Genomic DNA, 12860 nt, shown 5'->3' on the forward strand with positions numbered 1-12860 from the left:
ACATGCTGCAGAGACGCCACTTCTTGCTGCACCGAGTCAATCTGTCGCGCCCCAAAACCGTGTAGACACGCTAGTGCTTTCGCAGGGACGACAGAGTGATTGTGGCGCGAGCGCGACACGCAAACCCGTCACCTCAACACCACCCACGCCGGCGCGTGATCGCTGGCGCCGTCCTCGCCGCGGATGGCGCGGTCGACGCCGGCTTTCACGAGGCGCGGCGCCACTGCGGGGCTGAGCAGGAGATGATCGAGCCGCAGGCCTGCATCGCGTGGCCAGCGCTGGCGCTTGTAGTCCCAGAAGGTGAACATCGGCGCGTCCGGATGCAGGGCGCGGATCGCATCGCACCAACCCTGATCGACCAGCGCCTTGAAGGCGGCGCGGCTCTTCGGCTGGATCAGCGCATCCTTGTCCCAGGACCGCGTCGGGTAGATGTCGAACGGCGTCGGCGCGACATTGTAGTCGCCGGCGAGCACCACCGGGACGTCCTGCTTGAGCAGCTTGGCGGCATGGGCGCGCAGCCGCTTGAACCAGGCGAGCTTGTAATCGAATTTCGGCCCGGGCTGCGGATTGCCGTTCGGCAGATAGAGGCTGGTGACGACGATGCCGCGCACCGCGGCCTCGATGTAGCGCGCTTCGTGATCGCGGGCATCGCCGGGCAGGGCGGTGCGGATCAGCACCGGCTCGGCCTTGCGCGCGAGGATGGCGACGCCGTTCCAGGTCTTCTGTCCCTGCCACACCGCGCCGTAGCCGGCCTGCTCGATCGCGGCCGCGGGAAACTCGGCGTCGCTGGCCTTCAGCTCCTGCAGACTGACGATGTCGGGCCTGGCCGATTTCAGCCAGCGCAACAGGTTGGGCAGGCGGCGGTTGACGTTGTTGATGTTGAAGGTCGCGATCTTCATGCGCATCGGCAATCGCGAACCTTGATCATGTCAGGTGGACGTCGCTGTTGGCTCGGCGGCCGGCAGTGGCGGCGGCGCAGCGGGCGCTGCTGTTGGCAAGGCTGGCGGTGCTGCGGGCGTGGCAGCCGGCTCGCTCGTCTCGGCGACCGCGTCGCTTCTCGCGGCGACGGCATCGCCGCCCTTGTAGATGCGCACGAAGCGGCGGCCGAGACTGGTCAACACCTCATAGCCGATGGTGCCGAAATGATGCGCGACCTCGTCGACTGTGATGCCTTCGCCGATCAGCGTCACCATGTGGCCGCGCCGCACGGCATTCTTGTCGAGGTCGGTGACATCGACCGCGATCAGGTCCATCGAGACGCGGCCGGCGATCGGGCAGCGCTTGCCGGCGACCACGACCTCGGCGCCGCGGGTGCCGTCATTGGCGCTGGCGGCGCGGAAATAGCCGTCGGCATAGCCGGCGGCGACGATCGCAAGCCGGGTCGGCCGGCGCGCGGTCCAGGTGCCGCCATAGCCGACGGTCTCGCCGCGATCGATGTTGCGGATCTGCACGATGCGCGCCTTGAGATCGACCACCTGCTGCATCGGGTTGTCGGCCTCCGGCGTCGGATTGACGCCATAGAGCGCGCAGCCCGGCCGCACCATCTCGAACTGGAATTGCGCGCCGAGAAACACGCCGGAAGAATTCGCCAGCGAGGCCGGCACGCCAGTGAACAGGCTCGCGATCTCGCGGAAGCTCGCAAGCTGCTTGGCGTTGGCGGGATTGTTGAGCAATTCGGCGGAGGCGAGGTGGCTCATGACCAGCGTGATGCCGTGATCGCCGGCATTGATCCGCGGGATGATGCCCTGTGCCTCGCTGACCGTGAGCCCCAGCCGGTTCATGCCGGTGTCGATATGGATGCCGGCGCCGCCGGACCAGCCGGAGCGGCGGCAGAACACGTCCCATTCGGCGAGCTCGTTGAGATCGCCGATCACCGGCTTGCAGTCGATCCTGGCGTAGGCGTCGCCGGTGTTCTGGAAAAAACCGCCGAGCGAATACACCGTCGCCTCGGGAGCGGCCGCGCGCACCGCGGCGGCCTCCTCGACGCTGGCGACGAAGAAGGTCTTGCAGCCGGCCTTGGCCAGCGCCCGCGCAACCTGCTCGGCGCCGCAGCCATAGGCGTTGGCCTTGACCACGGCGGCGCATTCGGCCGGCACCGCGGTCTTCTCGAGCTTGCGCCAGTTGGCGATGATGGCGTCGAGGTCGATGGTGAGGATACCGCTGGCGGTCGGGTGGGCCGCCAGCAAACTGGCCTCGGATGTCAGCTGCGATTTCGCGTCAGTCACGATGTTCATGGCTCAGTTGTACGCGGGTGCCCTGCGTCGTTCAACCGAGTCCGGATCTCAGTGGCCGTGATCCGGAACCTGACCGTCGGGTGCGAGGTCGCCGAAGCGCGTGACGCTGGCCTCGAAGTGCAGATCGACCGTGCCGGTCGGGCCGTGTCGCTGCTTGCCGATGATGACTTCGGCCTTGCCGTGGGCAAGGTCCATGTCCATCTGCCACTTCTCATATTCCGGCGTGCCCGCGCGCGGCTCCTTGTTGGCGAGGTAGTATTCCTCGCGATAGACGAAGATCACGACGTCGGCGTCCTGCTCGATCGAGCCGGATTCACGCAGGTCGGACAGCTGCGGCCGCTTGTCGTCGCGGTTTTCGACCTGACGCGACAGCTGCGACAGCGCGATGATCGGAACGTTCAGTTCCTTGGCAAGTGCCTTCAGGTTGGTGGTGATCTCGGTGATTTCCTGCACGCGGTTGTCGTTGCCGCGTTTGCCCGAGCCCTGCAGCAGCTGGATATAGTCGATCACGATCAGGTCGAGGCCCTTCTGGCGCTTGAGCCGTCGCGCCCGCGCGGTGAGCTGCGAGATCGAGAGACCGCCGGTTTCGTCGACGTAGAACGGTAGCGATTGCAGCTCGATCGAACAGTCGCGGATCTTCTCGAAATCGAGCTCGGAGATGCCGCCGCGACGGATCGAGCTCGAGGGGATGCCGGTGCGCTCGGCGAGAATACGGGTGGCGAGCTGTTCGCCGCTCATTTCGCAGGAGAAGAAGCCGACACAGCCGCCATTGACTGCCTTGGTGGTGCCGTCCGCCTGGACTTCCGGCACATAGGCTTTGGCGATGTTGTAGGCGATGTTGGTGGCGAGCGATGTCTTGCCCATGCCGGGACGGCCGGCGAGGATGATGAGGTCGGACGGCTGCAGGCCGCCCATCTTGGCGTCGAGGTCGCGCAGACCGGTCGAAATGCCCGACAGCTTGCCATCGCGCTGAAACGCCTTCGCCGCCATGTCGACGGCGATCGTCAGTGCCTGCGCGAAGCGCTGGAAGCCGCCGTCATAGCGGCCGGTTTCAGCAAGGCCGTAGAGCTGCCGCTCGGCATCCTCGATCTGGGCGCGCGGCGCGAAGTCGACCGGCGCGTCATAGGCGACGTTGACGATGTCCTCGCCGATCTGGATCAGGTTGCGGCGCAGGCTGAGATCGTAAACGGTGCGTCCGTAGTCCTGCGCGTTGATGATGGTGGTCGCTTCGGCGGCAAGCCGGGCGAGGTACTGGCCGACCGTCATGCCGCCGATGTCGAGCTCGGCCGGCAGGAACGTCTTCAGGGTCACGGGGTTCGCGACCTTGCCCATCCGGATCAGGCTTCCGGCGGTCTCATAGATTTGCTGATGGATGGTTTCGAAGAAGTGCTTCGGCTCCAGGAAATCGGAGACCCGGTAGAAGGCGTCGTTATTGACCAGGATCGCGCCCAGCAGGCCCTGTTCCGCTTCGATGTTGTGCGGCGCACTTCGGTAGGCCGGGGATGCGGCGTCGGGCGCGAGCTTGTGGACGTTCGAATCAATCAAGGCCATGGACGAGCTTATTCTTCTGATTTCGTCGTTACTGAGATTTTCGGCTGTGGGGCGGCGATGAAGCGCCAGCCCGGCACGAAGCGAAAGGACGGATGTTTCTTATGCACGATTCACACAACGCGAGGTGTGAATCCGAAACAGCCGGATGCATTCCGCTTGACTGGGGTTTTGTCCGAAACCGGGCGGGAGCCGGCCGATCAGCACGGTCGTTGGCAAAAATTGGACGCCGCCTGAACCTTTTGCCAGGCGAGCGGACCCATGGAGAGGCGAGGCGGCTGTTGGCGTCGATTTCTCAGACCAGGATGAGGAAGGCCAGCGCGATCAAGGCGGCCACCACGCCAGTGGCGATCAGGGCGTAGTCAGTCGCGATATCGCGCTGCGGGTCCAACATCGTCTGGTGTGTTTCTCGGGTCATTCCGGACCACTACGACAGTTCGGGACAGACCTCTGTGAAGCAGATCACATGCGCCGCACTTTTTTTGCGGCAGGTTCGCGGGAACGACCCGGCGGATTCCAGGTTGTCTACGCTCAGGCAAGATACGGCGGCGATGGCTCGAGAGTTTCAGACAGCGCGATCAAGGCTTGGCCGGGCAGATGGCATGGATCGCCGCTGGCTGGCGGCGCTTGTCGATGCCATGGAGCAGGCGGCGCGTCCCGAGGTCCGCAATGTTCCCTGCGATGCCAGCTTGATTTCGGCCGCCGCGGCCCATCTGGCGCGTCCGGCGCCGACCTTTGGCCATTGCGGGTCGGCCTACAGCCTGCGCAACTAGCAGCACCCGTTCCTTCAGACCTATTCGCCGGCGAGTTGCAGCCGGGGCTTGGCCGCGCCGGCCTCCTTCAGCCGCAGGCGGGCTTCTTCGCCGCCGATATAGTCGCGGGTTATCGGGACGATGCCCTGGCGCTTGGTGAGCTGGAGCTGGAAGTTCATCATGTTCTGCACGCGGAACGACATCTCCGACGCAGCCAGGTAGAATTCCCACATCCGGGCAAAGGTCTCGTCGTAGAGCCGCACGGCCTCCTCGCGCCGCGCCATGAAGCGCTCGCGCCATGCCTTCAGCGTCTCGGCATAGTGCAGGCGGAGGATCTCCATGTCGCAGATCAGCAATCCGGCCTTCTCGATCGCCGGCATGACCTCGGACAGCGCCGGAATGTAGCCGCCGGGGAAGATGTATTTCCGGATCCAGGGGCTGGTGACGTCGGGGCCGGTCGAGCGGCCGATCGAGTGCAGCACCATGACACCGTCGTCGCTCAGCAGTTCGGCGCAGCGCGCGAAGAAGGTTTCATAGTAGGCGACCCCGACATGCTCGAACATGCCGACCGAGACGATGCGGTCGAACGGCCCGGGGATGTCGCGATAGTCCTGCAGCAGGAAGCGCGCCGATTGCGCCAGGTTCCGCTCCGCCGCCCGGGCGTTGGAAATTTGCAGCTGCTCGGTCGACAGCGTGACGCCGGTGACGTCGGCGCCGCTCATCTCGGCGAGATAGAGCCCAAGGCCACCCCAGCCGGAACCGATGTCGAGGATGCGGTGCCCGGGCTTGATCAGGAGTTTTGCGGCGAGGTGACGCTTCTTGGCGAGCTGGGCATCGTCCAGCGTCGCGTCCGGCGTCTCGAAATAGGCGCAGCTGTATTGCTTGTCCGCGTCGAGGAAGAGGGAATAGAGGCGGCCGTCGAGATCGTAATGACGGGCGACATTGCTTCTGGATCGGCCGCGCACATTGATCTGCTGGGCGCGGCGTCCGAGGAAGCGTACCCAGGCCTGCAGCCTGGCAAAGTTCGGCAGCATGGCTGCCTGACCCATCAGGACCGCCAGCACATCGGCGACGGTGCCTTGCTCCACCACGAACGTGCCGTCCATGAAGGCTTCGCCGAGATAAAGCTCGGGATCGACTAGGATGCGGAGTTCCGCCCCTCGCGTCATAAAGCGCACGGCGACCGGTACACCCGTGCCGTCACCGCAGATGAACCGAGCGCCGCTCGCGGTCGTGAACGTGATCGAACCGCGGCGGATGAAGCGCCCCAAGAAGTATCGCAACAATCGGTCCATCGAAACACCAACGGAACGGCAAGCTGCACACCGACACCACCGGAGTTGATCACTCCAATGTGTCCCCAACCTGAAGATAGGCAGGGAATTAGATCGCGCTATAGCGTTGTGGTCAAAGCCGATATTCCAAAATGTGACAATTGCGTGGATGCGTCATGGGCGCGCTTCCATTCGCGCGATAATCGGCTAAAAGGTGACCGCCGCGGCCGATCCATCAGGCGCTGGCGGCGATTTTTCCGGAATCTGGAGACTTAAGGAATGTTGAGCCGAGCCCTCAGTCTGGCGACGGTGGCGCTTCTGATTGGCTGCCTGTCAGCCGTATCGGCGCAGGCGCAAAACCTCGAGGCCGGCAAGAGCCCCTCCCAGATCTTCGCAAGCACCTGCGCAGCTTGCCACAAGAGCCCGCGCGGCCTGCTGAAATCGGTGCCGGCCGGTTCGCTGCCGGGCTTCCTGCGCCAGCACTATACGACGTCCAGCGACATGGCCGGCGTGCTTGCGTCCTATCTGATTTCGAATGGTGCCAACGACTCGCGCTACCAGGCCAAGGATCAGCCCAAGGGGACTAAGGGCGGTAGGGAAGGCAGGCAGGAGGCGAACCAGTCCCCGGAGCAGCCGTCCGAGCGTCCGGCCCGCCGACGGCACCAGGATGCCGCGCCGCAGGAAGGGGCCAAACCCGATGGCGATGGCTTGAATCCCGAAGGACGTCCAGCTCACCGCGGCAAGCGGATGGCCCGCCCGAGCGAGGCGCCGGAGGGCGCGAAGCCGGACGACGGCCAGACGCCGCAGGCCTTGGGCGAGGGCAAGCCGTCGCGTCAGAAGCACGGCCGTCGCGGTAAGCCCGTCGAGGAGCCGAAGTCCGAGGAGGCGCCCAAGGGCGCGGCGACCAGCGACGAGCCCAAGACAGACCCCAAGACATCCACCCGGCATGATGACAAGGGTGAAGCCGAGAAGCCGGCGAAGCCTGCCGCCGAGCCCGACACGGCAAAGGTCGACGCGCCCAAGAGCAATGGCGGCGGCGAGCCGGCTGCCGTGCGATCCGATCCGGTTCCGCAGGTCACACCGGCGCCTGCCGCGGCTGCGCCTGCGGCGTCCGAGCCGGCAGCAGCCGCATCTCCCGCTCCGGCGCCAGCCGCGCCGCCGGTGACTGCGACGGCGCCGCCGCCGCCACCGCCCACGACGCCAGGCTCCGGCCCGCCGGAAGCTCCGACCTCGAAGTAATCGCCAACGCCGGGCCGCAAGGTCCGGCGTATTTGTTTGACCATCATTAGAGCAGTGCTCTAGAGTGTTAATCTAGTCAGGAGGACGACTTGAGCACGGCGCGCGAAGATCTGCTGGCAGCGGGACTGGCGGTGTTCGACCGCGACGGATTTGAGGGCGCGACGGTGGCCGAGATTCGCTCCCGCGCCCGCGCGTCCAACGGCAGCTTCTTCCACTTCTTCACCTCGAAGAAGGCGCTCGCCGGCACCCTGTTCCTGGAAATCCTGCAGGCCTATCACGCCGCCATCATCAGCTCGGTCGACGCCAGCTGCGGGGCGGGCGAGGGCGTTGAGCGGCTGATCCACGCCCATCTCGATTGGGTCGTGAGCAACCGGCGCGAGGCGCGCTTCCTGTTCGAGATTTCGCGCAGCGAGTGGGGCGAGGAGGTGCGCGGCGCGCAGCGCAGCGAGAATTCGCGGCTCACCGACGGCATCGAGCGCTGGCGCGCGCCACTGCTCGCGCGCGGCGAATTGCTGCCGATGAGCGCCGTGCTGTTCTTCAGCCAGATCGTCGGGCCGGCGCAGATCTTCTGCCGCGCCTGGCTATCGGGCCGCCACACCGGCGATCCGCGCGAACAGGTCGAGACGCTGATCGCCTGCGCGGTCCGCGCGGTGGTGGCGCCGGGTGCGCCAGAACGAACAGGAGAGACTTCATGAGCGAGACCGATCCGGACTTTGCACCGATCGCGACGCGAATTCGCGACAATGTCGGCCGGCAGGGCTTCATGGGTCTTGTCGGTGCCGAGGTAGCCGAGCTGTCGCGCGGCACCTGCACGCTCGCGGTCGACCGCCGGCCGGAGCTGTTGCAGCAGCATGGCCTGTTTCACGGCGGAGTGACGGCGTTTCTGGTCGACAACGCCACCACGATCGCAGCGGCGACGTCGCGCGGCCAGCCGGCGCTGACGGCGGAATACAAGCTGAACCTGCTGTCGCCGGCCTCGGGCGATCGTCTGATCTGCCGGGCGCGCGTGATCAAGCCGGGACGTCAGGTCGCCGTCGTTGCAGCCGACGTGTTCTGCGTCATCGACGGCAAGGAGAAGCACACCGCGACCGCATTGGCGTCGATCGCCATGCTCGACGACAAGGCGGCGGCACGAATCCAAAGCCCGGCCTGATCGAGGCCGGGCTTCGTAGCGTTTAGTCGGTTGGACGATGGAGAGAAGCTTACTTCTCTTCGGCGGCCGGCGCCGGCGCGGCTTCCTCGTCGTGCTGGGCTTCCGGATCGAAGAATTCGCCGGCGGCGGCGAGCGCCTCGGCGGCAGCGTCCTGGTCTTCCTGGCGGGTCGAGATGTCCTCGCCGCGCTTGATCCGCTCGGCCTCTTCGGCGGAGCGGGCGACCGTCACGGTGACGCTGGTCTCGACCTCGGGGTGGACGGCGATCGTCACCTTCTGCGCGCCGATCACCTTGATCGGCGAGTCGAGCCAGACCTGCGGGCGCGACACCGTCACGCCGTCGGCAGCCAGCGCGGCGACGATGTCGCGCACCGTCACCGAGCCGAACAGCTGGCCGGATTCGGAGGCCTGGCGGATGATGACGATGTCGCGGCCGTCGATCTTCTCGGCGACCTTGGCGGCTTCGCCCTTGGCCTGGATGTTGTTGGCCTCGAGCTCGGCCTTCATGCCATCATACTTGGCGCGGTTCGCCTCGGTGGCGCGCAGCGCCTTGCCGCGCTTCAGCAAGAAGTTGCGGGCGAACCCGTCCTTGACGCGCACGACTTCGCCCATTTGGCCAAGCTTGGCAACGCGTTCGAGCAGAATGACTTCCATTTTCGTTCTCCTTTAGATGCAAAGTACGGGTTTAAGTGGTTGGATCGAATCTCAAGCCGCGGGCAAAGGCGGCGGTCTTGTCTGCAGATAGCGCTGGCGCAGCCCGAACACGGCGTCGGCGATGCCGAGCGCGAACATCGCCACGATCGGCCAGCCGAACATGACGACGACCGCATAGATGCCACCGAGCCAGAAGCCGCGATTGGTGAGCGACAGCGTCAAGGTGTGCAGAACGGCGAAGCCGACCAGCGCATAGGCGATTACGAGTGCCGCGGTGACGATCTGCGCCAGCAGCGCAAGCATGCCGCCGATGAAGCTGACGGCGACAGCCGCCAGCAGCGCGACCAACGTCACGGCGGGAAGCGCCGTGGTGCGGAAATCCGGCCACGGCCGGTTCAACCGCCCGGAGGTTTGCGTGATCTTGCCGGCGAGCCAAAGGTTCAGCGTCAGCGTCACCATGGCGATGACGGTCGCCGCGAGCGGCGCGAAGATCACCAACGCGTCGACCAGCCGTTCGATGTCACCGCTGGGCTGCGCTTCGCCGGCGCTGAGCATCTTGAGCAGGCCGCGCCGCAACGTGCCGGTGATCGTGTCGGTATCGGTGCCGAGCGTGAGCAGCGCGGCGGTCGTGGTAACGATGGCGAAGGCTGCAATCCAGAGCAGGATGCGGCCGACGGGGTACCATTCAATCGCCGGCTGCTGCTGCTTGGCGCTGTCGCCGGCTTCGCCCGCGACCGGCCGTCCGAGCAGGGCGAGGTGGCCGAGCCACCAGCCGGGCACGGCGACCATCATGGCAAACGCGATGCTGTAGGGAAGGCCGAAGAGCGTGCCGAGCACGGATGCCGCACCCACTCCACCAATAGCGGCGGCGAGGGGGCCCCAGCCGAGCGCCGCCACCATGATCGGCAGCGGTGCGAGATAGAACAGCAATATCGAGATCGCCGCGCCCGAACTGATCGAGGCGAACATCAGCGCCGACGCGGCGCCGGCTGCGAGTGCAACTGTGAATATTCCGATCATCAGCTGTCCCGCCCCCTTCGAGCGGTTAGGGGTCCTGCATCGAGAACCCCAACCATCGGCGACCGGACGACCCGGAAGCCTTATGAGAATGAGCGGCCGGCGGCGCGGGCCGCCGGCCGTTGTCAATTAGCGAATGACGTAAGGCAGCAGGCCGAGGAAACGCGCGCGCTTGATGGCGCGGGCGAGCTCACGCTGCTTCTTGGCGGACACGGCCGTGATGCGGCTCGGCACGATCTTGCCGCGCTCGGAGACGTAACGCATCAGCAGTTTGGAATCCTTGTAGTCGATCTTCGGCGCATTCGCGCCCGTGAACGGGCAGGACTTGCGACGACGGAAAAACGGACGGCGGGCACCAGCATCAGCCATGATTCATTACTCCTCGGTCGCAGCTTCTTCTTCGCGCGGACGGCGCGGGCCACGGTCGCCACGGAAACCGCCACCATCGCGGTCACCACGGAAGCCGCCTTCGCGGTCGCCACGGAAGCCACCACCACGGTCATCGCGCTCGCGATCGCGGTCGGCCTTGCGCATCATCGCGGACGGGCCTTCCTCGTGCTCTTCAACGCGCACGGTGAGGTAACGGATGACGTCTTCGTTGATCCGCTCCTGGCGCTCGATCTCGGTGACGACAGCCGACGGTGCGTCGATGTTCATCAGCACGAAATGCGCCTTGCGGTTCTTGTTCATGCGGTAGGTGAGGGAGCGCACGCCCCAGCTCTCGGTCTTGGTGACCTTGCCGCCGCCCTGTTCGACGATGCCCGTCATCTGGGCCGTCAGTTCATCCACCTGCTGGGTGCTCGCATCCTGACGCGCGAGAAAAACATGCTCGTAAAGAGGCATGGTTGTCCTTTCCTGTGTTGGCGCGGTTTCCGGCGACAAGCCCTTCGAGACCTTCGGAAAGGACTCGAGCTGCTCAGAAGGCGGGAGCACGGGACGACGGGCCGACTGGCCCTGCCACATCAAAATCAACGGGTGAATTTGCTGAGACCGTCCGTTCAGCTCCCGGCCGGAGCCCACGAATGGCGCGCTTATACGGATTTTGGCCGCGAAAGCAAGGGTTCTCGGCCCCCGGATGCGCGAGGCGTCGTAGCCCTCCAGGCCGTTTGACGCAACCTCTGCGTTTTCCCGTTGATTTCTTTGTTTGTATGTCATACAAATATCTTTGGGAGGACGAGATATGGGTTCGGAGACCGCCAGCGGCATGTCTGCGCCCGATCCGAAGCACGCGGTCCGCGCGACGCGGTCGGCGGGCCGCAAGATGCGCTCGCTGCTGCTCGATGCCGCCAGCCGCCTGTTCAAGGAACGCGGGCTCTCGGGCACATCGATCTCCGATATCGCCGCGGCCGCGGACGCCTTTCCGAGCCAGATCACCTATTACTTCCGCACCAAGGAAGCGCTGTTCGTCGAAGCCGCCAGCCGCGACATGCTCTATCTCGCGCGCGCGACCGAGCAGGCCGCCCTGAATGCGCACACCCCGCGGGACTACACCCACGCTTTGGCCGAGACCGTGACCGCGACCGACACGGTCGCCTTTTTCGCGGAGGCCTTGACCCTCACGCGGCGCCGGCAGGACCTCGCCCCCCTCGTCGAGCGCACCATCGAGCGTCTGCACAGCGAGGGCGCGCGCGCCTATGCGGGCCAGGTCGAGCGGCACGGCTGGCGCTCGCTGCGCGCGCCCGAGGAGAGCTCGCGGCGGTTCTGGGCGATCGCGATCGGCGTGATCGTCGAAGGTTTTGCGATGGGCCGCGCTGCCGACGAGATGTGCCGCGAATTGCTGCGCGCGCTCGGCGAGCAGGCGACATCAACTTCGACGTCGGCCAATGACGGGACGCGGCTGCGCCTGGTCGGCGATCACGACACTTCATCCTCAACGGACGGCGAGACAAGCACATGACCGCGCTTCGCATGCGAGCCCGCGATTTCCTCACCGAGGACGAATTGGTTGCGGTGCGCGAGCGCACGACGTGGAAGGGCGCAGCCCTGATCGTGCATGCCTGGGCGCTGATCCTGGGCGCGATCGCGCTGGTCGCGTGGTGGCCCAATCCGCTGACCTATCTGCTCGCCGTTGCGATCATCGGCTCGCGCCAGCTCGGGCTTGCGATCCTGATGCATGACGGGGCGCACGGCTGTCTGTCGGCGGACGAGAGGAGCAACCTGACGCTGAGCCAGTGGTTCTGCGCCTATCCGATCTTCGCGGAGACCCGCGGCTATCGCCGCTATCATCTGCAGCATCATGCGCGGACGCAGCAGGAGGATGATCCCGATTTCGTGCTGTCGGCGCCGTTTCCGATCACGAAGCTGAGCTACCGCCGGAAGTTCTTCCGCGATATCACCGGGCAGACCGGCTACCAGCAGCGCAAGGCGCAATTGCTCAATGCGATCGGGCCGAAGGAGTGGCCGTTGTCGCGGCGCGCCGCCAACTTCTGGCAGAAGCTCGGGCCGCAATGCGTCACCAACGCCTTGCTGTTCGCGGGCCTCGCCGCCGCCGGCGTGTGGTGGGCCTATCCGCTGTTGTGGCTGGTGCCGCTGCTGACCTGGATGATGGTGATCACGCGCATCCGCAACATTGCCGAACACGCCGTCGTGCCCGACAGCTCCGATCCCCTGCGCAACACCCGCACCACGCGGGCCAATGTCCTCGAGCGTCTCTTCATCGCGCCGTACTACGTGAACTATCACCTCGAGCATCACCTGCTGTTCTACGTGCCCTGCTACAACCTGCCGCGCGTCCACCGCATCCTCAGCGAAAGCCGCTATGCCGGCCGGATGGAAGTGCAGCCGGGCTACGCCGCCGTGCTGCGGCTGGCGACCGCCAGGCCCGCCAACGAGGATCGTCCGGGCCAGCTGGTCAACAGCGCACGCCGGGCGAGGGCCGGCGCCGAGGTTAACGCCGACCAGAATGCCGGCGGGTTCTAGTGTGCTGAATGCGAAGTTCGTGCGATTTCGCGGCAGCCACTTTCACGAACTTCGCATTCATAAAGCACACTA

15 protein-coding genes are annotated in these 12860 nt (G+C 65.7%); 6 read left to right on the forward strand and 9 right to left on the reverse strand.

What is annotated here, in order from left to right; all coding sequences use genetic code 11:
• Window positions 1–128: 128 nt before the first annotated feature.
• From Q2M23_RS42195 to Q2M23_RS42210, 4 genes are all read right to left on the reverse strand, one after another.
• Window positions 129–899 carry an exodeoxyribonuclease III gene (locus Q2M23_RS42195; protein ID WP_316399300.1) on the reverse strand — a complete coding sequence of 257 codons (771 nt, stop codon included), beginning with the start codon at window positions 897–899 and terminating at the stop codon, window positions 129–131.
• A gap of 30 nt (window positions 900–929) precedes the next feature.
• Window positions 930–2234 (reverse strand): alanine racemase, encoded by a 1305-nt coding sequence (alr, locus tag Q2M23_RS42200; protein ID WP_057019870.1) that lies wholly within the window; start codon window positions 2232–2234, stop codon window positions 930–932.
• A 48-nt stretch (window positions 2235–2282) separates the two neighbouring features.
• Window positions 2283–3785, reverse strand: a complete 1503-nt coding sequence (locus tag Q2M23_RS42205; protein ID WP_057019871.1) for a replicative DNA helicase — start codon at window positions 3783–3785, stop codon at window positions 2283–2285.
• Between the two features lie 292 nt (window positions 3786–4077).
• On the reverse strand, window positions 4078–4200 hold the full coding sequence (locus Q2M23_RS42210) for a hypothetical protein (RefSeq protein ID WP_256520498.1): 123 nt from the start codon (window positions 4198–4200) through the stop codon (window positions 4078–4080).
• 184 nt (window positions 4201–4384) lie between these two features.
• Here Q2M23_RS42210 and Q2M23_RS42215 point away from each other — a divergent pair, with 184 nt between their 5' ends.
• On the forward strand, window positions 4385–4555 hold the full coding sequence (locus Q2M23_RS42215; protein WP_194295401.1) for a hypothetical protein: 171 nt from the start codon (window positions 4385–4387) through the stop codon (window positions 4553–4555).
• Window positions 4556–4575: 20 nt separating this feature from the next.
• Here the strand turns inward: Q2M23_RS42215 and Q2M23_RS42220 are convergent, their stop codons facing one another.
• Window positions 4576–5829 (reverse strand): cyclopropane-fatty-acyl-phospholipid synthase family protein, encoded by a 1254-nt coding sequence (locus Q2M23_RS42220; protein WP_316399296.1) that lies wholly within the window; start codon window positions 5827–5829, stop codon window positions 4576–4578.
• 258 nt (window positions 5830–6087) lie between these two features.
• On the opposite strand from Q2M23_RS42220, the gene Q2M23_RS42225 reads away from it, so the two are divergent.
• The 3 genes from Q2M23_RS42225 to Q2M23_RS42235 all read left to right on the forward strand — a co-directional run bounded on the left by Q2M23_RS42225 (window position 6088) and on the right by Q2M23_RS42235 (window position 8200).
• The gene (locus tag Q2M23_RS42225; RefSeq protein WP_316399297.1) at window positions 6088–7047 is read left to right on the forward strand and encodes a hypothetical protein; all 960 of its coding nucleotides are present in this window, start codon (window positions 6088–6090) and stop codon (window positions 7045–7047) included.
• A gap of 89 nt (window positions 7048–7136) precedes the next feature.
• Entirely contained in the window at window positions 7137–7742 is a 606-nt protein-coding gene (locus tag Q2M23_RS42230) for a TetR/AcrR family transcriptional regulator (RefSeq protein WP_057019874.1), read from the forward strand.
• On the forward strand, window positions 7739–8200 hold the full coding sequence (locus Q2M23_RS42235; protein WP_028344793.1) for a PaaI family thioesterase: 462 nt from the start codon (window positions 7739–7741) through the stop codon (window positions 8198–8200). Before Q2M23_RS42230 ends, Q2M23_RS42235 begins: the two co-directional genes overlap by 4 nt.
• A gap of 49 nt (window positions 8201–8249) precedes the next feature.
• Here the strand turns inward: Q2M23_RS42235 and rplI are convergent, their stop codons facing one another.
• The 4 genes from rplI to rpsF form a co-directional block, all read right to left on the reverse strand.
• A complete protein-coding gene (gene rplI / locus Q2M23_RS42240; protein WP_057019875.1) occupies window positions 8250–8852 on the reverse strand; it encodes a 50S ribosomal protein L9 in 603 nt (200 codons plus the stop codon).
• 51 nt (window positions 8853–8903) lie between these two features.
• Window positions 8904–9872, reverse strand: a complete 969-nt coding sequence (locus tag Q2M23_RS42245; protein WP_229193298.1) for a hypothetical protein — start codon at window positions 9870–9872, stop codon at window positions 8904–8906.
• A 126-nt stretch (window positions 9873–9998) separates the two neighbouring features.
• Window positions 9999–10238, reverse strand: coding sequence for a 30S ribosomal protein S18 (gene rpsR, locus Q2M23_RS42250; protein WP_016844287.1), 240 nt, complete (start codon window positions 10236–10238; stop codon window positions 9999–10001).
• Window positions 10239–10244: 6 nt separating this feature from the next.
• A complete protein-coding gene (gene rpsF, locus Q2M23_RS42255; protein WP_026192679.1) occupies window positions 10245–10712 on the reverse strand; it encodes a 30S ribosomal protein S6 in 468 nt (155 codons plus the stop codon).
• A 337-nt stretch (window positions 10713–11049) separates the two neighbouring features.
• On the opposite strand from rpsF, the gene Q2M23_RS42260 reads away from it, so the two are divergent.
• Window positions 11050–11766 carry a TetR/AcrR family transcriptional regulator C-terminal domain-containing protein gene (locus tag Q2M23_RS42260; RefSeq protein ID WP_316399298.1) on the forward strand — a complete coding sequence of 239 codons (717 nt, stop codon included), beginning with the start codon at window positions 11050–11052 and terminating at the stop codon, window positions 11764–11766.
• A complete protein-coding gene (locus tag Q2M23_RS42265) occupies window positions 11763–12788 on the forward strand; it encodes a fatty acid desaturase family protein (protein ID WP_316399299.1) in 1026 nt (341 codons plus the stop codon). Before Q2M23_RS42260 ends, Q2M23_RS42265 begins: the two co-directional genes overlap by 4 nt.
• The last annotated feature ends 72 nt before the right edge of the window (window positions 12789–12860 follow it).

Source organism: Bradyrhizobium sp. 33ap4, from assembly GCF_032654765.1.
Lineage (GTDB): Bacteria > Pseudomonadota > Alphaproteobacteria > Rhizobiales > Xanthobacteraceae > Bradyrhizobium > Bradyrhizobium australafricanum.